The sequence below is a fragment of the Pseudomonas sp. KH_021 genome, from assembly GCF_057838865.1.
In genome coordinates, this window is record NZ_CM174477.1 from 2,816,481 (window position 1) to 2,836,401 (window position 19,921).

18 protein-coding genes are annotated in these 19,921 nt (G+C 61.2%); 5 read left to right on the forward strand and 13 right to left on the reverse strand.

What is annotated here, in order from left to right; genetic code table 11:
* Positions 1 to 47 precede the first annotated feature (47 nt).
* From AC3IX4_RS13030 to AC3IX4_RS13050, 5 genes are all read right to left on the reverse strand, one after another.
* A complete protein-coding gene (locus tag AC3IX4_RS13030) occupies positions 48 to 710 on the reverse strand; it encodes an amino acid ABC transporter permease (RefSeq protein ID WP_489260919.1) in 663 nt (220 codons plus the stop codon).
* Entirely contained in the window at positions 704 to 1,348 is a 645-nt protein-coding gene (locus AC3IX4_RS13035) for an amino acid ABC transporter permease (RefSeq protein WP_489260920.1), read from the reverse strand. Before AC3IX4_RS13035 ends, AC3IX4_RS13030 begins: the two co-directional genes overlap by 7 nt.
* On the reverse strand, positions 1,348 to 2,157 hold the full coding sequence (locus AC3IX4_RS13040) for an amino acid ABC transporter ATP-binding protein (protein WP_489260921.1): 810 nt from the start codon (positions 2,155 to 2,157) through the stop codon (positions 1,348 to 1,350). The genes AC3IX4_RS13035 and AC3IX4_RS13040 overlap by 1 nt, the downstream gene beginning before the upstream one ends.
* A 129-nt stretch (positions 2,158 to 2,286) precedes the next feature.
* The gene (locus tag AC3IX4_RS13045; protein ID WP_489260922.1) at positions 2,287 to 3,591 is read right to left on the reverse strand and encodes a M24 family metallopeptidase; all 1,305 of its coding nucleotides are present in this window, start codon (positions 3,589 to 3,591) and stop codon (positions 2,287 to 2,289) included.
* A gap of 115 nt (positions 3,592 to 3,706) precedes the next feature.
* On the reverse strand, positions 3,707 to 5,743 hold the full coding sequence (locus tag AC3IX4_RS13050; protein WP_489260923.1) for an oxidoreductase: 2,037 nt from the start codon (positions 5,741 to 5,743) through the stop codon (positions 3,707 to 3,709).
* Positions 5,744 to 5,865: 122 nt separating this feature from the next.
* Between AC3IX4_RS13050 and AC3IX4_RS13055 the strand changes: the two genes are divergently transcribed.
* Positions 5,866 to 6,516, forward strand: coding sequence for a TetR/AcrR family transcriptional regulator (locus AC3IX4_RS13055; RefSeq protein WP_489260924.1), 651 nt, complete (start codon positions 5,866 to 5,868; stop codon positions 6,514 to 6,516).
* 116 nt (positions 6,517 to 6,632) lie between these two features.
* Here the strand turns inward: AC3IX4_RS13055 and katG are convergent, their stop codons facing one another.
* Entirely contained in the window at positions 6,633 to 8,885 is a 2,253-nt protein-coding gene (gene katG / locus AC3IX4_RS13060; protein WP_489260925.1) for a catalase/peroxidase HPI, read from the reverse strand.
* A gap of 357 nt (positions 8,886 to 9,242) precedes the next feature.
* Here katG and AC3IX4_RS13065 point away from each other — a divergent pair, with 357 nt between their 5' ends.
* Positions 9,243 to 9,866, forward strand: coding sequence for a hypothetical protein (locus tag AC3IX4_RS13065; RefSeq protein ID WP_489260926.1), 624 nt, complete (start codon positions 9,243 to 9,245; stop codon positions 9,864 to 9,866).
* A gap of 46 nt (positions 9,867 to 9,912) precedes the next feature.
* Here AC3IX4_RS13065 and AC3IX4_RS13070 read toward each other — a convergent pair whose 3' ends face one another.
* Positions 9,913 to 10,548, reverse strand: coding sequence for a DNA-3-methyladenine glycosylase family protein (locus AC3IX4_RS13070; RefSeq protein ID WP_489260927.1), 636 nt, complete (start codon positions 10,546 to 10,548; stop codon positions 9,913 to 9,915).
* Between the two features lie 80 nt (positions 10,549 to 10,628).
* Between AC3IX4_RS13070 and AC3IX4_RS13075 the strand changes: the two genes are divergently transcribed.
* Positions 10,629 to 11,078 (forward strand): hypothetical protein, encoded by a 450-nt coding sequence (locus AC3IX4_RS13075; RefSeq protein ID WP_489260928.1) that lies wholly within the window; start codon positions 10,629 to 10,631, stop codon positions 11,076 to 11,078.
* Here the strand turns inward: AC3IX4_RS13075 and AC3IX4_RS13080 are convergent.
* The 3 genes from AC3IX4_RS13080 to AC3IX4_RS13090 are packed head-to-tail and all read right to left on the reverse strand — an operon-like array spanning position 11,063 to position 14,706.
* Positions 11,063 to 12,085 (reverse strand): DUF2955 domain-containing protein, encoded by a 1,023-nt coding sequence (locus AC3IX4_RS13080; RefSeq protein WP_489260929.1) that lies wholly within the window; start codon positions 12,083 to 12,085, stop codon positions 11,063 to 11,065. The two genes, AC3IX4_RS13075 and AC3IX4_RS13080, sit on opposite strands and share 16 nt — an antisense overlap.
* A complete protein-coding gene (locus AC3IX4_RS13085) occupies positions 12,075 to 13,202 on the reverse strand; it encodes an HlyD family secretion protein (protein ID WP_489260930.1) in 1,128 nt (375 codons plus the stop codon). Before AC3IX4_RS13085 ends, AC3IX4_RS13080 begins: the two co-directional genes overlap by 11 nt.
* The gene (locus AC3IX4_RS13090) at positions 13,195 to 14,706 is read right to left on the reverse strand and encodes an efflux transporter outer membrane subunit (RefSeq protein WP_489260931.1); all 1,512 of its coding nucleotides are present in this window, start codon (positions 14,704 to 14,706) and stop codon (positions 13,195 to 13,197) included. Before AC3IX4_RS13090 ends, AC3IX4_RS13085 begins: the two co-directional genes overlap by 8 nt.
* 364 nt (positions 14,707 to 15,070) lie before the next feature.
* Between AC3IX4_RS13090 and AC3IX4_RS13095 the strand changes: the two genes are divergently transcribed.
* The gene (locus tag AC3IX4_RS13095; RefSeq protein WP_489260932.1) at positions 15,071 to 15,586 is read left to right on the forward strand and encodes a transporter suffix domain-containing protein; all 516 of its coding nucleotides are present in this window, start codon (positions 15,071 to 15,073) and stop codon (positions 15,584 to 15,586) included.
* A 7-nt stretch (positions 15,587 to 15,593) separates the two neighbouring features.
* On the opposite strand, the gene AC3IX4_RS13100 is transcribed toward AC3IX4_RS13095, so the two are convergent.
* A complete protein-coding gene (locus AC3IX4_RS13100; RefSeq protein ID WP_489260933.1) occupies positions 15,594 to 15,974 on the reverse strand; it encodes a RidA family protein in 381 nt (126 codons plus the stop codon).
* Positions 15,975 to 16,196: 222 nt separating this feature from the next.
* Between AC3IX4_RS13100 and AC3IX4_RS13105 the strand changes: the two genes are divergently transcribed.
* Positions 16,197 to 17,873 (forward strand): MFS transporter, encoded by a 1,677-nt coding sequence (locus tag AC3IX4_RS13105; protein WP_489260934.1) that lies wholly within the window; start codon positions 16,197 to 16,199, stop codon positions 17,871 to 17,873.
* A 183-nt stretch (positions 17,874 to 18,056) separates the two neighbouring features.
* Here the strand turns inward: AC3IX4_RS13105 and AC3IX4_RS13110 are convergent, their stop codons facing one another.
* Complete coding sequence (locus AC3IX4_RS13110; RefSeq protein ID WP_489260935.1) at positions 18,057 to 19,007, reverse strand: DMT family transporter; 951 nt, start codon at positions 19,005 to 19,007, stop codon at positions 18,057 to 18,059.
* 48 nt (positions 19,008 to 19,055) lie between these two features.
* The gene (locus AC3IX4_RS13115) at positions 19,056 to 19,814 is read right to left on the reverse strand and encodes an AraC family transcriptional regulator (protein ID WP_489260936.1); all 759 of its coding nucleotides are present in this window, start codon (positions 19,812 to 19,814) and stop codon (positions 19,056 to 19,058) included.
* Positions 19,815 to 19,921: the final 107 nt, after the last annotated feature.

The following is a 19,921-nucleotide window of genomic DNA, read 5'->3' on the forward strand; positions in this document are numbered from 1 at the left end:
CCTTTGCTAAAAGAGAGCAGGTCTGAAGTTCAGTTGAGTGGGCCTATTTAGTGCTGCTGGCTGGGCGCCAGTCTTTTCTCCAGTGCCGTCACCGCCAGCGTTGCCGGCGCGCAGATGGCGGCGTACATCAGCCCGGCCAGGGTCAGCACCGGCATGTACTCGAAGGTTGTGGAACCGATGGCCGAGGCGCGGCTGACGATCTCCGGCAGGGCGATGGTGAAACACAGCGACGACGCCTGGAACATCAAAATGGCAAAGCCCAGCAGCGATGGCACCGCCACCCGCAAGGCTTGGGGCAGGATGACGTACCTGAGGGCATCGAGGCGGTTGAGGCCGATAACCTCGGCCGCTTCGTTCTGGCCGCTGTCCACCGCTTCGATACCGCCGCGGATGATTTCGCTGGTGTACGCCGCGGTGCAATAGGCCAACGCCAGGGCCGCCGCCCAAAATGAAGACAGGGTCAGGCCCGCTGATGGTAGGCCGAAATAAAAATACTGAAGCAGGATCAAGGCTGGCGCACCGCGTCCGACTTCTACCAGCAACAACGCTGGATAACGTGTCAGTCGCGCTTTGGAGCTGACCCCCAGTGCCAGCAGCAGGCCGAACATCAGCCCCAGCACCAGGCTCAGCGCGGTGATCTGCAGGGACAATACAAAGCCTTTCCACAGCTCTGGAAACCACTCGATCCACAGGTCGGCGAGGTCTAGCATCGCGAAATCCTCAGCTTGAGCCGGCTCGACAGCCAGCGGGAAGACAGCGCCACGGGAATGCTGAGAATCAGGTAGGCCAAGGCCGCTGCGCTGTACACACCCAGCCCCTGAAAGGTCTGTTGCGACACTTGATAGGCCTGGAAGCTGATGTCACCCACACCAATGGTCGAAGCCACGGCCGAGTCCTTGAGCAAACCGATGGCGTAAGTGGCCGAGGACGGGATGGCAACGCGTATCAGTTGTGGCAGCACCACGTCGAAGAAGCGCTGTGGCCCAGACAGGTTGAGGACCGTGGCGGCTTCGTACTGGCCGACCGGGATCGCCGCGAAGGCGCCCCGGTAGACCTCGGCCATGTGCGCCGCCGTTACCAGCCCCAGGCCGATCACCGCTGCGGCGAAGGGCGAGAGGGGAATCAACCCGCCGCCAATGCCGAAGAAGATTAAGAACAACCAGACAATCGGCGGAATCGAACGCAACGTGAGGATCAGCCCGGTCGCCAACACCCGGCTGAACCGGCCCTGGGACATGCGCAGGGCACAGAGCGGGAAGCCCAGTACCAAGCCGATCATCAGGGCACCCAGGGTGACGGCGATTGTCCAGGGGATACCCCGCGCCAGCAGTATCAGTATGTCGAGCATCAGCGATCCCTCACGGCTTGCAAAAACTTGATCACTCGCGCGTGCTGCGGGTGGCGCATCACCTCAAAACTTGGGCCTTGCTCGATAATTCGTCCGTCGGCCATGACCACGACCCGATCGGAAACGGTTTCGGCGAAGTTCATTTCGTGGGTGACGACAATCATCGACATGCCGTCGCGTGCCAGCTCCTTCATCACCGCCAGCACTTCCAGGCCCAGCTCTGGGTCCAGCGCCGAGGTCGGCTCGTCGAACAGCATCAGCTCAGGTTCCAGTGCCAGTGCCCTGGCGATGGCGATGCGCTGTTGCTGCCCACCCGAGCAGCGGGCCGGATAGTGCCCGGCCTTGTCGGCCAGCCCGACGCGATCGAGCAATTGCAGGGAACGGGCGTCGGCTTGTTGACGAGTGCGGCCCATGGTGCGGATTTGCGCCAGGCTGACGTTCTGCAATACCGTCAGGTGCGGGAACAGGTTGAACGACTGGAACACCATGCCGATACGGCGGCGCAATTTGAGCAATTGCGCCTTGGGCAGCGGGCGGCCGGCTTCGATCTGCACGCCGTCCATGCTGACCCGGCCTCGGGTGGGCGGCTCCAACTGGTTGATACAACGCAGCAAGGTACTTTTGCCTGAGCCACTGGGGCCGATGATCGCCACCACCTCGCCCTTGGCCATCTCGAAGCTCACATCGTGCAGCACCGCATAGGGGCCGAATTGTTTCTGGATAGCCTCCAGTTTCAAGAAAGGGGTGGCCGCCAAGGGGCGGCTCGAAGGTCGTTCGGCGGGCGTCTTAACCACGGTCATGGTGCTCATTTTTCTTCTTCCTCGACAGATAATCGGGTTGCTGTAGCTGCTGCCGATAGGCTGCGATCGACCGCAAAGCGGGCGCGGGATCTTGAAATTGGCGCCCCTGGCGGGCCGCATCGCAGCCTTCGGCAGCGGCTACAAACGGTCCCCATCGACCAGGGGCGTGCGCGAGAGTTTCACGGCCCCCTGGGCGGTAATCAGTATCTGCTCCTCCAGCTTCACGCCCTCGCGACCGCCTTGCTCCCCGATAAAGCTTTCCACGCTGACCACCATGTTTTCCTCGAACACCCCGTCGTACCCCCATTCGGCAAAGTCCACCGCGTAGGCGACGCTTGGGTATTCATCCACCAGGCCAACACCGTGCAGCATCATCATGTAGCGGTTGTGCTCATATTTTTGCGGCACTGGCCAGCAGCGCTCGGCGAACTCGCGAAAGGTCAGCCCTGGGCGTAGCAACTCGAGGTTGTGACTGATTTGTTGCGAGGCGATGTCCAGCAACTGGCGTTGCTGGCCGGTGACTGGCTTGCCGGGGCAGACAAAGCTGCGCGAGATGTCCGAGAGATAGCCGCCGGGGCCGACCATGTCGGTGTCGAAGCAGACCATGTCACCGGCCTCGATCACCTTGTCGGTCGCATCCTGGAACCAGGGATTGGTGCGCTGGCCGGAGCTGAGCAAGCGGCTTTCGGCCCATTCCCCGCCTTGGGCGACGTTGGTGCCGTGCAGGATGCTCCACAGCTGGTTCTCGGTGACGCCAGGCACCAGGCTGGCTCGCATGCGGGCGATGGCCAGGTCGCAGACGTCCATCGAAACCCGGTGGCTGGCGATCTCCTCGCGGGACTTGATCAGCCGCGCCTGCTCCATCAGCGGTTGCGCGTCAAACAATTCTAGGCCACTGGCCTTGAGCTTGTCCGCACCCCAGGGGTCACAACGGTCTACCGCCAGGCGACGATTGTTACCACTGTGGCGAGCCATCAGTGCCGCCATTTCCTGGGCCCATAGCCGAGCCTTTTCCTCCACGCGAGGCCCTGCCAGGAAATACACCCAGGGGATGGCCGGACGAATCTCGTCGATGGTTTCCACGTGCTCGCTGTTGTGCCGGCTGCTGGAAAACTCGAACAGCACCACTGGGCCTTCGGTGGCGATGAACACGTAGCGGCTGGGGGAGTGCATGACCCACAGGCCCAGGTTGTTGGTGTCGGTGGCGTAACGAATATTGATCGGGTCGGCGAGCAGGATGCCGCCGTAATCGTTCTGGCGAAGCTGTTGGCGGATCCGCTCCAGGCGGTAGCGGCGCAAGGCCTTGCGGTCAATGTCGGCTTGCGCGCTGAGCAGCGCTTGATCGACGGGGGGCAGGCAGTGTTCGGTGACACTGGCATCACTGCGAAAGCGCAGCGAGGCTTCGGCGTTATCTTCAAATAAGACGCGGGCATCTGTATGCATGCGGCAACCTCCGTTGGAAAAGTTTTGAATCCAGCATTCGGATCAACTTACGGGGCAGTGCGAAAGGCTTACAAAAACGTCATTTCTGGTTATGGGTGTCGCGTACAGCGTGCGCTCAGAGGTCCTTGACCAGGCGCAGGGCATCGTAGATAGCGGCGTGGGTGTTGCGCGAGGCGACCGCATCGCCGATGCGGAACAGCTGGAAACGTCCTTCGGGGTTGCTGGCCAGGGTTTGCGGGTTGCCGGCGATCAGGTTGCTGTACTGGACTGCACCTTCGTTGCGCGCCCATGGCTTGAGTTCGAAGTAGAGATCGTCCAGCGGACGGGTGCCGTGATTGACCACCACTTGGTCCACGTGGCGGGTCTTTTCCAGGCCGCTGTAGTCGGTGCCGATAGTGGCCACAAACCCATCATCTTGTCGATCCACCGCCTTGAGCCGATAAGTGACGGTGAAGGTGGTGTCCAACGCCTGAAGCGAGCGCATGTAGGGCACCAGGTTCATGCCCATGACTTCTGGCGCAAAGGCGCGGTCGGGGGTCATGATTTCGGTTTTGGCGCCACTGCGGGCGATGATTTCGGCAGCCTGCAGCCCGGCATGGTCGCCGGCGTCGTCATACACCAGCACGTTGCGGCCAGGCTTTACATCGCCCGAAATGATGTCCCAGCTGGAGACCACCCACTCATTGCCACGTTCCAGCACTTCGGTGTGCGGCATCCCGCCTGTGGCGACGATGACCACGTCGGGGTTTTCAGCGAGAACGGTTTGGCTGTCGGCCCAGGTATCAAAGCGAAACTGCACGCCCAACCGGTCGCACTGCGCCATGCGCCAGTCGATGATGCTGATCATCTCCTTGCGCCGTTCCGATTGCGCGGTCAGGCGGATCTGCCCACCGGGTTGGTTGGCCGCTTCCAGTACCCGTACGTCATGGCCGCGCTCACCCGCCACGCGCGCGGCTTCAAGGCCGGCGGGGCCGGAGCCGATAATGACAATCTTGCGCCGCACCTGTGCCTTGGGGATCTCATGGGGCATGGTGGTTTCGCGCCCGGTCGCGGCGTTGTGAATACAGTAGGCCGCGCCCGCGTTGTAGATTCGGTCCAGGCAATAGTTGGCACCGACACAGGGGCGGATATCGTCTTCGCGCCCTTCGATGATCTTGCGCACGATATGCGGATCGGTCATGTGCGCCCGGGTCATGCCGACCATGTCGACCAGGCCGCTGGCGATGGCATGGCGCGCGGTGGCAACGTCGGGGATCTTGGCTGCATGGAAGGTCGGAAAACCGGTGAGGGCGCGGATTTCGCCGGCAAAGTCCAGGTGTGGCGCGTTGCGCATGCCCTGGATCGGGATGATATCGGTCAGGCCCGCATCGGTGGCGATATTGCCGCGAATCACATTGAGGAAGTCGATCATGCCGCTGTCTTTGAGCAACTGGGAAATCTGCAGGCCTTCTTCTTTTTGCAAGCCACCGGCCAGCACTTCATCGCCGGTGTAGCGGATGCCGACGATGAATTCTGGGCCTACCCGTTTGCGAATGGCCGCCAGTACATCGAAGGTAAACCGCAGGCGGTTCTGCAGCGAGCCGCCGTAGGGGCTGTCGAGGGTGTTGGTCAGCGGTGACCAGAACTGGTCCATCAGGTGGCCGTAGGCTTGCAGCTCGATACCATCGAGCCCCGCGGCTTTCATGCGTTCGGCGGCATCGGCGTAGTCAGTGATAATGCGCTCGATGTCCCAGGCTTCCAGGCGCTTGGGAAAGGCGCGGTGGGCGGGCTCCTGGTTGTGCGAAGGCGATACCACCGGCAGCCAGTCGCCCTTGTCCCAACGGGTGCGACGGCCCAGGTGGGTCAGTTGAATCATTACGGCGGCGCCATGTTCGTGGCACTCGTCGGTGAGGTCCTTCAGCCAGCCGACGACTTCATCCTTGTAGGCCAGAATGTTGTTGAACACCGGCGGGCTGTCCCGGGAGATGGCCGCCGAGCCTGCGGTCATGGTCATGGCCACACCTGCCTTGGCACGCTCCACGTGATAAGCGCGATAGAGCTTCTTGGGCATGCCGTCTTCGGGATAGGCCGGCTCGTGGGAGGTCGTGATAATGCGATTGCGCAAGGTCAGGTGTTTGAGGCGGTAGGGCTGAAGAAGCGGATCGTTATTCATATCGGTCTCGCATTAGGTCATCAGGCAAACGAGACAATAGATGCCATGTACACAGGTGTCAACTATATCGACACTGGTGTACAGTGGGCTCGAGAGTCAGGAAAAAAGGTGGAAGGATCTCAATGAAAACACCCAACAATCTTGCAGAAACCGCCGGCCGTGGATCGCTGGAAAGCTGGCTCAATGCCGCTTACGAAAGCCTGACCGAATCGGGTGTCGATGCTGTGCGGGTAATGCCGCTTGCGAAGAAGCTGAACCTGGCGCGCACCAGTTTCTACTGGTATTTCCAGGACCGCGAAGCGCTGCTCGATGCTTTGATCGGGATGTGGAAGAGCAAGAACACCTTCAACCTCATTTCCCAGTCGCAGGCCTACGCAGGCTCCATCACCGAGGCGATCCTGAATGTGTTCGATTGTTGGCTGAACAGCGAACTGTTCGATTCTCAGTTCGAGTTCGCGATGCGCAGTTGGGCCCTGCAGTCACCGGAGGTGGGCAAGGAAATAGCGGAAGCAGACGCGCAGCGGGTGGAGGCGCTCAGGCTAATGTTCGATCGATTCGGCTTTGCCCATGACGCGGCCTATACCCGGGCCAGGTCGATCTACCTGACTCAGATCGGCTACATCAGCATGAAGACCCAGGAGCCGACGGCCCAGCGCATGCACTACATCCCCGAGTACCTGAAGATCTTCACCGGCGTTGAGCCACAGCTCCATGAGCTGGATAGGTTTTATAGCCGTAACGGGTTTGTTCGCGATGGAAATGACGCGGTTTGACTGAGGTATTGCGGCGTGGCCATCGCGGTGGTCCGGCACCCCGGTAAACCCGGCTCCTACAACACGGTGTGTAGGAGCCGAGCTTGCTCGCGATGCAGGCGCCGCGCAGGTTCAGATCACTTCACATCAAAACGATCCAGATTCATCACCTTGGTCCAGGCCGCAACGAAATCCTTGACCAGTTTCTCCTCCGGCTCGCTGGCATAGACTTCGGCCAGTGCCCGCAGTTGCGCGTTGGAGCCAAAAAGCAGGTCGACACGAGTGCCGGTCCACTTGACGGCACCGGTCTTGCGATCACGCCCTTCATACTCTTGCTGCGCCTCTGAGACCGGCTTCCACTCCACGCTCATGTCCAGCAGGTTGACAAAGAAGTCCTTGGTCAGCGCTTCGGGTCGTTGGGTGAAGACCCCGTGCGAGGTTTTCCCGACGTTGGTGTTCAGCACACGCATGCCGCCGATCAGCGCGGTCATTTCTGGCGCGGTGAGGGTCAGCAATTGGGCTTTGTCGATCAGCAGTTTTTCGGCGGGCACACGATAGCGACCCTTGAGGAAATTGCGAAAACCATCGGCAATGGGTTCCAGAAACCCGAATGATTCGACGTCGGTCTGCTCTTGGGAAGCATCCATGCGACCCGGCGCAAACGGCACGGTGACCGTATGTCCGGCATTCTTGGCTGCTTGCTCGACACCGGCATTGCCCGCCAGCACGATCAAGTCCGCCAGCGAAATTTTCTTGCCTGCCGATTGGGCGCCGTTGAACTCACTCTGGATTTTCTCAAGGGTGGCCAACACCTGGGCCAGCTGTTCTGGTTGGTTGGCCTGCCAGGCATTTTGCGGGGCCAGGCGCAGACGTCCGCCGTTGGCACCCCCACGCTTGTCGGAGCCCCGGAAGGTGGAGGCTGCCGCCCAGGCGGTGGTGACCAGCTGCGAAACCGAAAGACCCGAGGCCAACAGCTTGCTCTTGAGTGCGGTCACATCACTGTCGTTGACCAATGGATGGTCGACGGGCGGGATGGGGTCTTGCCACAACAGGACTTCGTTGGGCATTTCCGGGCCGAGGTAACGCGACAATGGCCCCATGTCACGGTGGATCAACTTGTACCAGGCGCGGGAAAAGGCGTCGGCCAGTTGGTCGGGGTTCTGCAGGAATCGGCGGGAGATTTTTTCGTAGATCGGGTCCAAGCGCAGCGCCAGGTCCGAGGTCAGCATGGTCGGGTTGCGGCGTTTGGACGGGTCGTGGGCATCGGGAATGGTACCAGCACCCGCGCCGTTTTTAGGGGTCCACTGGTGGGCGCCTGCCGGGCTCTTGGTCAGTTCCCACTCGAAGCCGAACAGGTTCTCGAGATAGTTGTTGCTCCACTGTGTGGGGGTGGTGGTCCAGGTGACTTCCAGGCCACTGGTGATGGCGTCTGCACCTTTGCCGGTCTTATAGGTGCTCTTCCAGCCCAGGCCCTGTTCTTCCAGGCCTGCCGCTTCGGGCTCGGCTCCAATATTATCGGCCGGGCCTGCGCCGTGGGTCTTGCCGAAGGCATGGCCACCGGCGATCAGCGCCACGGTTTCTTCATCGTCCATCGCCATGCGGGCGAAGGTTTCGCGGATGTCTATGGCCGAGGCGACCGGGTCCGGGTTGCCTTCCGGGCCTTCTGGGTTCACATAGATCAGGCCCATTTGCACGGCGGCCAGCGGGTTTTCCAGGTCGCGGCTCTCTTCGTTGCCATGCTGCGCTGGCTCGGCCACCAGCGTGCCGTCGCCTGGGTCTTGCATGCCGTCATCGTTCTTGTCGTAGCGGACATCGCCGCCAAGCCATTTCCGTTCTGCACCCCAGTAGACGTCTTCGTCTGGCTCCCACGCATCCGGCCGGCCACCGGAAAAGCCAAAGGTCTTGAAGCCCATGGATTCCAGCGCTACGTTGCCGCTGAGCACGATCAGGTCGGCCCAGGAGATTTTGTTGCCGTATTTTTGCTTGACCGGCCACAGCAGCCGGCGCGCCTTGTCGAGGCTGACGTTATCCGGCCAACTGTTGATCGGGGCAAACCGCTGTTGGCCGGAGCCTGCCCCACCGCGCCCGTCACCGGTCCGATAGGTGCCGGCGCTGTGCCAGGCCATGCGGATAAACAGCGGACCATAGTGGCCGAAGTCGGCGGGCCACCAGTCCTGGGATTGGGTCATCAGGGCTCGCAGGTCTTGCTTGAGCGCTTGGAAGTCCAGGCTCTTGAAGGCCTTGGCATAGTCGAAATCCTTGCCCATGGGGTCGGATAGCGGCGAGTGCTGATGAAGTATCTTCAGATTCAGTTGATCGGGCCACCAGTCGCGGTTCGTTGTGCCACCGCCGGCGGCGTGATTGAACGGGCATTTTGATTCAGTTGACATGGTCTGAGCTACCTTGGGTCGAGTTCATTCAGCTAGCCGGCCCCATTGGGTCGAACTGGCAACGAGAGAAATCAAGGACATAGGTTGCAGGGCCGACAGTTCGATCAACTGATCGGTGTCGCCTCCAGGATGTGGACAGGGGTAAGCCAATGGCTAATCGCCTCCGTCTCGTCCTTATCTCCTATCAGGTTTTCGGGCCGGCTCGCGCCAACGCATCCCTAAGGCTAGATCTGTCTTCCAAAGAAGCAAATAGGCGCAGTATTGGTGGATGATAGTCAGAATCTTTTAGCGCGCCAGCCATGGGAATTGCTGGTGGCTGAGCCCGGGTGCATGATGAGCGCACGGGAGAATTTCAACATGAACAAGCACCCGCGCCCCACCGCCATCCATGAGGCTGGCCACACCCTGGCCTTCTGGTGGAATGGCCAGCACATTTCACGCGTGACCGTACGCAGCCAGGCTGAGGCGTGCGCTGGGCCGATGCTGGATTTGCGGGGTCATTGGATCGATGCGCAAGGGTTGGTGGAGGCGGATTATCGGGTGCCGAACCCCTTTAGCGAACCGCCCGGAATTGCCGAGTTCTTGCCTTCGATGATCGAATCGATCGAGCGTGATCTGATGGATTGTTTTGCAGGCCCCGTGGCCGAGGCGATCTATCGTCACGGCACGCTCGAAAAGGTGCTCAGCACCAGTGGCCGAGGGGATCTGAAGCGCGCGCAGGAATTGGTTGCACTGTTGCCGGCGCGAATGGTGGTCAATGCCCAACCCCTGGCAATCGCCCGTGCCAACGGCTTGGTGCATCGATACTGGGCTGCTGTGACGGCCTTGGCCGATCGTCTGCAGGCGCAGGGCGTGGTCGATGAGCAAACCCTGTCCGAATTGTTTTGCCAGAGGGTGGGCCGTTACACGCCTGGCTCCTACCGGGCGGTCATACCGCCGCAGTGGTTTTATTGCCCCAGCGGAATTTCCATCCCGTCGTGACCCACCACAATCGGCGAGATTGGTGACTGGCGTTGGCCCGTATTCATCACGCGGGTACTCGCCACAGATACCAGGCCGCAACGGTTCTGTGCGGGCTCCAGGCCTTGGCGGCCTCGATCATTTGCTTGCGTGGCAAAGGCGCCGCAAGGCCCCTGAGCCGTCGATAGCCTTCGCGCACGGCGAAATCGTCTACCGGCAGGATATCCATGCGTTCCAGGGTATAGATCAAGAACATCTCCACCGTCCATTGGCCGACACCGTGCAGGGTCACCAGTTGCTCGATCAACTGCTGGTCGCTCATCTGCAGGGCTTGCTCGTAGCTGGGCACCAGGCCCTCCAGGGTTGCCTGGGCGATACCCTGCACGGTGGCCAGTTTGCGGGCGGAGAGCCCGCAGGCGCGAAGTGACTGTGGGTCGGTGGCCAGCAATTGAGCGGGGCTGGGGAAGGGCTGATCCGGGTACAGCGCCAGCAGGCGCCCGAGAATCGCTTCGGCGGCCCGGGCATGCAGTTGCTGATAGGCAATGGCCCTGACCAGCGCCTCGTAAGGGTCACGGGCAGGCTTGGCCTGGTGCTGGCAAGGGCCCACTTGCTGGATCAATGCTGCCCACTGCTCGTCCAGCGAGGCCAGGAAACGGGTGGCCTTTGCATAGGGGGTATCCAGCGCCCCGGCTTCAATATTCATGATCTGTCCTGATGCGCGAGTATGTCGGTGGACGACGGGCCTAAACTGTTGGGACGCATCCTCATCGGCTGGAGGTCATCATGAAACGCTTATCGATTGGCTTGTGCGTCGGATTGTCGGTATACGGCCTGGCTGCCGTTGCTGAAACGGTTGTTCCGCTCAAAGGGCAGAGCTCGCAACAAATACAGCAGGACACCAGTGACTGCCACAACCTGGCGGCCAGCCAGGCCTCCTCGACCCCGCCTGCCGCAGGTGGCCGGTTGCGGGGGGCGGCTGTCGGCGCGGCTGCCGGGGCGGCGGGCGCTGAAATTCGAGGACGCCAGCATGATGAGTTTTATGATCGGGTCGACGACGATGTCAAGGAGGACTATCGCCAGAACCGCGCCAAGGAAACCGCCGCGGCCGGCGCGGTAGTGGGTGGGGCACGGCAGCGCCAGGAGCGGCGGGCCCAACAAAGCACCACGGCTTCGACGACCAGCTCAAGCTATACCAGTTGTTTGCAGGGTAAAGGCTATCAAGTCACGCCTTGATGAGTGGCTACTCTTGCCTGAGGCCTGAGCAGTACCATCATCAGGCACCCATACAGAGCCACGGCAGTAAATAACCCCAGGCGGATGGCAAAAGCGGTCTGGACATCCTTGCCTGCAAGGCTGTCCTGAACCGACTGGCCCAACAGAATGATCATGGTAATAAAGCTGTTAAGCCAGAACCCCGGTGTGAAGCGGGTCGGGCTCAAGCGATAGAGCTTGCGGGCCAATACCAGGCCAAACAGCAGCACCCACAGAAAGAACATCCACAGATGCACGAACAAGCCCAGTGCATACCACAACAGGATTGCCAGCAGCCCACCCATCAATGTCGAACCGACCAGTTCACCCGCCGCCTTGCGCGTTGTCGTGGTGGTGGTCTGTTGGCCCAGGCTGACGGCCTTGAGAATGATCGGCAGATAGCTGGCAGGGTCGCTCAATGCCAATACAAACGCAGGCATCACCACCAGTGTGGCCCGCAGCGCCAGCCTTGCGACCTGCTCGGGTACCGGCCCTGGTGAGGCCGCGGGTGCAGGCGGCTCTGGAAACAACCCATGGCTCAAGCCCACGACGATGACCGCGAGCAGCAAGGCCTTGACCAAAGCACCGATGACGTACGCCGCCAGCTCAAAAGAAACCACGCCCGCCGAGGAAATCATGGTCAGGCCGATCACCAGGAAGGTCACGATCAGATTATTGCCGCCGCGCAGTCCGAAGCGGAACACCAGAAACAATCCCAGACCTATCAGTAGCACGCCGCTGAAGGGGTAGTAGCGCAGTAGCGGAATCAGCAACAGGCCGATGCTGGTGGTCATGAGCGCAACCAGCGAAAGCACCACGGCCGCCTTGGGCGCAATAGGGCGATTGACTGTGGCGAGCAGCAGCAAGGCCAGCACCGGTGCGAGATAGGGGATGGGCAATCCCAGCCCGAAGCTTGCAGCCAGGCACACGGCCGTACCCGTGGCCAGCCGCAAGGCGCGCTGTGCTGGTAGAGGGCGCTCAATAGGCATAGGACAGCCAGCTCATCAACCCCAGAAACATACGCCCCATGGGGTTGAGCGGATTATTGCGCGTGGGAAACAGCATGACCTCGGCCTGGCCTCCGGCACGGATGGCCTGACTGTTACGTAATGCTGTCATGGCGGCTTCGCTGAACTCGATGACCACCGGGAAGCGTTGCGCCGGTCGCAGCCAGTCGCGACTGTTCTGCACCGTAGGGAGGCCTCCAGGGGGCGGCGTCGGCCCGACGTTGACCCCATAACCGATGCTGCGCACACGCCCTTCGAAGACTTCGCCCGGCAGGGCATCCAGCACGATGGCCACCGGCGTTCCCGGGATGACCCGCCCCAGGTTGTTCTCGGTCATGTCCGCGCTGATCCAGATATCGTGGATGGCAATCAGGGTCATGACCGGCGTGCCGGCGGCCGCAAATTGGCCGACGTCGGTGCGCAGGTCAGTAATCAGCCCGTCCGAGCGCGCTCCGATTCGGGTGTTGGCAATGTCCAGCTCGGCTTTTGACAAGGCGGTGCTGGCGCTGCGGATCTGCGCATTGTCTTGCGAACTGCCGCCTTCCTGCTCGCGGGCCCGTTCGACTTCGGCCCGGGCGGCGGCCACCTGGCTTGTAGCCTGTTCGCGATTGGCCCGCGACACTTCAAGCAAGCGCACCGAGATCGTGCCCGGGTCTGTCCGGTACAAGCCTTCAAGCCGCCTGTTTTCCTGTTGTGCCTTGAGCTCGTTGGCCTGGGCGGCCCGCAGTGACGCTTGTGCCGAAGCAATACCCGCGGTGCTTGCGCCAATCTGCCGACGGGTCGATTCTAAATCCGCCCGCGCTCGGTCAGCGGCAATTCGATAGGGTTGGTCATCCAGTTCGAACAGGATGTCGCCTGCCTTCACGTCCTGATTGTTGCGCACGTGAACCTTGGTCACTCGACCTGAGACTTCCGCGGCGACCGGAATCACAAAGGCGCCGACCCTCGCCTGTTGCGTATAGGGCGTGAGGCGGTCAGCCAACAGGTACCAGGCCAGGCTCAGGATAATGATCAGGACAACCCAGCGAATACCTTTGCCGGGCGGGTCCACAGCCGCGGGTGAGGCCGGCTGGGGGGAGGGGGTCGCGGTGTCACTCATGATGTTCCTCCAGCAGGTCGCCCCAATCAGTGCGGTGCTTCATGTGCTCGCGGGTAGCTGGGTCTACCAGCGGTTGCGGACTGTACCAGCCCCCACCCAGGGCTTTGTAAAGGGCGATCAAGTTGCTGACAGCGGTGCCCCGGCTGACCAGGTAGGCATCCTGCTGTTCGAGCAGGGCACGCTGGGCATCGAGCACTCGCTGAAAATCGGAATAGCCTTCTCGGAATTGCGTATTGGCCAGTACCAGCGAACGCTGCGCGGCCACGCCGGCCTGACGCAGGAGGTGTTCGCGCTCCAGTGCCCGGAGCAGGCCACTGGCGGCGTCGTCGGCCTCTCGCGCTGCCTGGCGCACCTTGTCTCGATAGGCCTCGATCAGCTGTTGCAGGCGTGCATCCTGGACACGCACGTTGTTACGGATCAGGCCATGGTCGAAAATATTCCAACGCAGGCCCGGGCCGCCGATCAGGTCCAGGTTTTTTGAGCTGCCAGAGAGGGTATTGGCTGACCAGACGATGCTGCCAAACAGGGTCAGCGACGGGTAGAAATCCGCCTCGGCCACACCGATGAGCGCTGACTGGGCGGCGACGTTGAGCTCGGCAGCGCGCACGTCGGGGCGACGCAGCAGCAGGTTGGCCGGCACATCTTCCAGCACCGCCTGATCGATCAAGGGAATCAGGCCGGTCTGCGCCTGCCACGGCTCCAACCTGCCGGGCGGCTGGCCCGTCAGCACCGCCAAGGTATTGCGCAACCGCTGGGCCTGGTCTTGCAGGCTGGGAATGCTGCTTAATGTCACCAGGTACTGAGTCTTGGCCTGTTGCACGTCAAGTTCTGCGGTCTGGCCGCTGTTGAACAGTTTCTCGGTGATGTCGAAGCTGCGTTTTTGCTGGTGGGCGTTGTCCTGTGCAATGCGCAATCGAGCTTCGGTGGTGCGTAGTGCAAAGTAGCTGTCTGCCACCTGGGCGCGCAGCAGCACCCGGACATCCTCAACATTGGCCTGGCTTGCGAAATACTGGGCATCGGCCGACTCGATCGCTCGGCTGAACCGGCCCCAGAAGTCCAGCTCCCAGGCCACATCCACGCCTGCGCTGTATTGCCAGAAATGGCTGTCTTGCGGCGCAGTGCCGCTGTATTGGTTGCGGTGGGTATAGAGACTGTCGGCGCTGGCTTGTTGCACCTGAGGGTAGCGGCCGCTGTTGGCAATACCCAGTTGTGCACGCGCCTCCAGCACGCGCAGCCCGGCTATCTTCAAATCAGAATTGTTGGCATCGGCTTCAGCGATCAGCTGATCCAGGACCGGATCATTAAAGGCTTGCCACCACTGGCGATGATCCGCTTGAGGCCGCCCATGGCTTGCCTGCTCCAGGGCAGGGCTGTTCCACTGGTCGATCCAGGGTTGTGCCGGTGATTGGAAATCCGGCCCCACACGCATGCAGCCATTGAGACCCAGTACGCCAAGCCACAAGAGCAGGCTGGGCCATCTGGGCAGGGCTATACCGGGCGCCATTGGGAGATTTCCTGTGAAGGAAGTTCACAGCAGCATAGCTGTCCTAGGCTGCTGACAAACCTGTAGTGTAGGAGCACGGCTTGCCGGCGATGAATACAACGCGGTGTATCTGGATGACCGAGGCGAAGCCATCGCCAGCAAGCTGTGCTCCTACAGATCAAAAGCTCGGTGTAGGAGCACGGCTTGCCGGCGATGGCCTCCCGCGGTATATCAGGCAAAACCGCGGCGCCTTCATCGCGACCCAGCAGTGGATTGCAATTGCCCGATGAGGGGCAAGAAGGTATCTAAAAGCGATGCCGGATGTTGGCTGCTATGCTTTTCAGGCGTCACGAAGTCCAGTGGCGCGTCAGCAGGGGCGAATATTATGGATACCCCCAAAGGCGTCACCGAGCCGCAAGCGGTCTCCTGGCGTTTCAAGACGGGCGTGGCAATTATCGGCTTGATGCTGTTGAGCTGGCTGATGTTACCCATCCTCGCTGCCTTGGGCGTTCCCGGCCCCCGAATCGCAGCCCTGACGGGCATTTTATTCATCAGCAACAAAGCGCTATTGATTCTGGCGATTGCCATCATGGGCAAAGCCGGTTTCCAGGAGGTCAAGCGCACGCTGTTTGGCTATGCCTCGGCGATGGTGCCCAGTGCCGATCTGGAAGTCGGACCCATACGCCACCGCATCGGGGTGGCCATGTTCTGCTTGCCGTTGATTTCTTCCTTTCTCGAACCCTATGTCGACGGCCTGTGGCCGGGCTTGCGTCCTAATCTGTGGCAGATGCAGGTGCTGGGCGACGCCCTGTTCATCGGCAGCTTTTTCGTGCTGGGTGGCAACTTCTGGGACAAGGTTCGGGCCCTGTTTATTCGTCGGGCCCGGGTGGTGGTGACGTAGCCGGCCTTTACGCCTTGGCTGCCATCGCCGTCACTTCAACACGCATGCCTTCGGTCGCGAGGGAGGCCACGCCCACGGCGGCACGAACCGGCCAAGGCTGGGCGAAGAAGCGCTTGTAGACTTCATTGAACGCGGGACGGTCGGCCATGTCGGTGAGGTAGATGGTCAGGTGCATGACTCGGTCCATCGAGCTGCCGGCGCGTTCCAGCGCAACCTTCAGCGCCTGCAGGGTGCATTCGCTCTGCTCGGTGATGCTGCCCAACTCCAGGCTGCCGTCGGCGCGGGTCGGGATTTGGGTTGAGACCAGCAGGCCATTGAAGCAGGCAACATCGGAAGAAATCGACTCTGGATCGGGATCAGGGAGGAAACTTAAGTCTTGGTTTGCCATGGGGCTCTCGTGTTCAAGATCGTGGATGGGGCCGCCCGAGGCGGCGAGTGGATATCTGCGTGAAGCTGATTATGCTTCAAATGTGTGCGCAGCGTCGCAGGCTCACGGCTGTGGTCATGCCTGACGCAATCGGCTAACCGGTCAATATCAGCCCAGGGCCTGGGTGCGGTAAGGGTAGTGGGATGCTCCGGCCTGACACAAGAACAACAACGGAGAACACTCATGGCCGCAATCGATAATACCGCCACAGGCAGCGCCCCCAGGCGCGGAATAACCAAGGAGGAGCGCAAGGTCATCTTTGCCTCGTCCCTGGGTACGGTGTTCGAGTGGTATGACTTTTACCTGTACGGCTCTCTCGCCGCGATCATCGCCAAGCACTTCTTCGCCGGCGTCAATGAAACCACCGCCTTTATCTTCGCACTGCTTGCCTTTGCCGCAGGTTTCGCCGTGCGCCCCTTCGGCGCCATTGTGTTTGGTCGGCTGGGCGACATGATCGGGCGCAAGCACACCTTTCTGATCACCATCGTCATCATGGGGGTGTCGACGGCAGTGGTGGGTTTGTTGCCCAGTTACGCGACCATCGGCGTGGCAGCACCGGTCATCCTGATCAGTTTGCGCCTACTGCAAGGCCTGGCTTTGGGCGGAGAGTACGGCGGGGCGGCGACGTACGTGGCCGAGCATGCGCCACCCGGCAAGCGGGGCTTCTTCACCTCTTGGATACAGACCACGGCGACTCTGGGCCTATTTTTGTCACTGCTGGTGATTCTTGCTTGTCGCACCATCCTGGGCACCGAAGCGTTTGAAGCCTGGGGTTGGCGGATTCCCTTTTTGCTGTCAATCCTGCTGCTGATCGTCTCGGTGTATATCCGCCTGCAACTGAGCGAGTCGCCGGTGTTCAACAAAATGAAGGCTGAAGGCAAGGCCTCCAAGGCGCCGCTCACCGAGTCCTTCGCGCGTTGGGACAACCTCAAGGTGGTGATCATGTCACTGCTCGGCGGTACTGCTGGCCAAGCGGTGGTCTGGTACACCGGGCAGTTCTATGCGCTGTTCTTCCTGCTGCAGACGCTGAAGATCGATCCGCAGACTGCCAACTTGCTGATTGCTGGGTCCTTGCTGATTGGCACGCCATTCTTCGTGATCTTCGGCAGCTTGTCCGATCGCATTGGCCGCAAGAAAATCGTCATGGCCGGGTGCATCATCGCGGCGCTCACTTACTTTCCGATTTTCAAGGCGTTGACCGAATACGGAAACCCCGATGTCTTTCTCGCGCAGGAGAAAAACCCGGTCACGGTCATCGCCGATCCCACTCAGTGCTCGTTCCAGTTCGACCCGGTGGGCAAGGCCAAATTCACCAGCTCCTGCGATCTGGCCAAGAGCCTGTTGGCCAAGAAGGCGATCCCTTATGAAAACGAAAAGGCTGAACCCGGCGCGCTTGCACAGGTTCGCATTGGCGACAAACTCATCCCGAGTTTCCAGGGCACCGGCATGCCGGCTGCGGACTTCAAAGCCCGCGACGATGCGTTCACCGCAACCCTGGGGACTGCACTGAAGGACGCGGGTTATCCCGAGAAGGCCGACCCGGCCAAGACCAACTACCTGGCCGTATTGGCTCTGCTGACCCTGCTGGTGATCTACGTGACTATGGTCTACGGCCCGATCGCCGCCTGGCTGGTGGAATTGTTCCCGGCGCGTATCCGCTACACCTCCATGTCACTGCCTTACCACATCGGTAATGGCTGGTTCGGCGGCTTCCTGCCCACGGTGGCCTTTGCCATGGTCGCGGCCACCGGTGATATCTATTACGGGCTCTGGTACCCCATTGTCATTGCGGTGATGACGGCGATTTTGGGGACCTTCTTCCTGCCGGAAACCAAGGACCGGGATATTCAGCACACCTAGAGCGCGTGCGCATCGGACTAGGCGTGGGGAGCGGCGGGCGGGGCTGCAATGCCGCCCGCATATTGCGGCTTCAAATGGCCTTTGTCGTCCTCAAGGCGGGCCCGACGTCCGTCCTGGTCGATAGCGCGCTGGACCGTTGCTGCAGCGCCGCGCAAGGCTTCATGAAGAATCGTTCACCCACTTTCATTCAGGTGCCAGGCCACGCGTGGGGCTCGGCTGATGGCACATCAGGCACCAGACGACCCCGGTGATCAGCAACAGCATGGCGATCAGCTCCAGTGCACTGGGAAGGCGTTGCTCCCAGAGAAACCCCAACAGCAGCGCCGCCAGGGTTTCAATGACCAGCACCTGGCCACTTAGGGCCAGCGGCAGCAGCCGACTTGCCTGATTCCAAAAGGCACCACCCACGACCGACGCCAGCAGCGCCACGCCGCCAGCCACCAGGATAAGGTGCATCGTCGCCTGCGCACTGAACTTGCCAACGTAGGCCCCTAGAATCGGCACGGCCAGCACCAGCGACTGGGCCCCGGTCATCACACCCATCAGCAGTGCCCAGTCGTGTGCCGAAACCTGAACAATCGCGAGGCGGCGGGCATTACTGACGGCGTACCAGCTCCAACTGAGCAGAGCACCGAACGCACACACCACCCCCAGCGTGCCGGCGAGCCCCTCGCCCACGGCGCTTTGCTGGCCCAAGGCGTGCAGGCTGATCAACGCCACCCCTGCCGTGGCGCAACACAGCGAAGGCGCGAGCCGGGTGAGAGGCACCGCATTGGCATCGCGACGGCCAGCCAGGGTCACCAGTACCGGTATCAGGCCGACGATCAGCGATGTGGTTGCCACCCCGACCTGTTGCACGCCCGTACCGACCAGCGAGTAATAGAGCAGGTTGCCAATCAGGCTCAGCCAGAACAGCGACACCCAGTCGGCTCGCGTCAGCTTCGAGCAAACCCTGCGCCAGCGTGGCAGCAGCAACAGGACCGAAAACAGGCCATAACAAAGGAATCGAAGCACGGCGAACGCCGTTCCGGACAGCCCCGGCGTCAGCGCCGGCCCGAGGAAAATCACGCTCCAGCACACACCGGCCGCGACACCGCAGCCAATGCCTTTCATCAATGATTGATGGGTCAACATTTCACTACCACCCAGATACTAATGAGCGACAGTGTGCGCAAGGCACGCTCAGGTGTATTGCTTGAAACTGTCGTTTCTTTTACCCGGACTGTCGAACTGCTGGCGGTAGGCTGCTGGGGTGGTATTGCACAGTCGCTTCATGGCGCGAGTCAGCGCGGCCTGATCGGAAAAGCCCACGCGCAGCGCGATGTCGACGAGGGGGAGGTGCGTTTCAGCCAGCCACTTGCAGGCATGACGCATCCGCAGGTTGGCCAGCCAGGCCTGCGGGGTTTCACCGAATCGTTGCTCGAATCGCTTGTGCAACTGGCTAAGGCTCACGGCCGCGACGCGCGCCATTGCATCGTTGCTCCAGGCCGCGCCAGGATTGGCGTGAAGTTGAGCCAACAACAACTCCATGCCCTTGGCAGATTGGCCCGCGTCCCTGGCCAGCGCGCTTAGTAACAAAGGTGAGAGCTGCGCGGAACTGGCCGCCAGCCCCTGGCTGCCCACCAGGTCGGCAAACTCGATCAGCCGGCGAGTGCTCGCCGAGATGGGCACATAGGTTCGCTGAGCGACGCCACTCGGAATCGCCTCTTCAAGCAAGGCAGCGGAGCAGTCCAACACCAGAAAGCGGCTGGCGGCTTCAGCGATTTGCGAGTGGACCGAGCCGGGTGTCACCAAGGCTGCCAAGGACAGATCAAGGCACGCGCCGCGCCCTTCGACTTCAATTTCCATTCGTCCGCCCACAGGAAGTACGACCTGCGCGAAGCTATGGTCATGGTGGGCGCACTCACCTTGGTAAGTGCGGATATCGAGCAAGGGGACCATTTATCGACGCTCCACCGGGTGGAAGAAAACAGATGCTAACAGTTCCTGGCGAGGGTCGCCTCAAAGCGCTGGGCGCCTGAATATCGAAGTGATTTCCTTCAACTGAT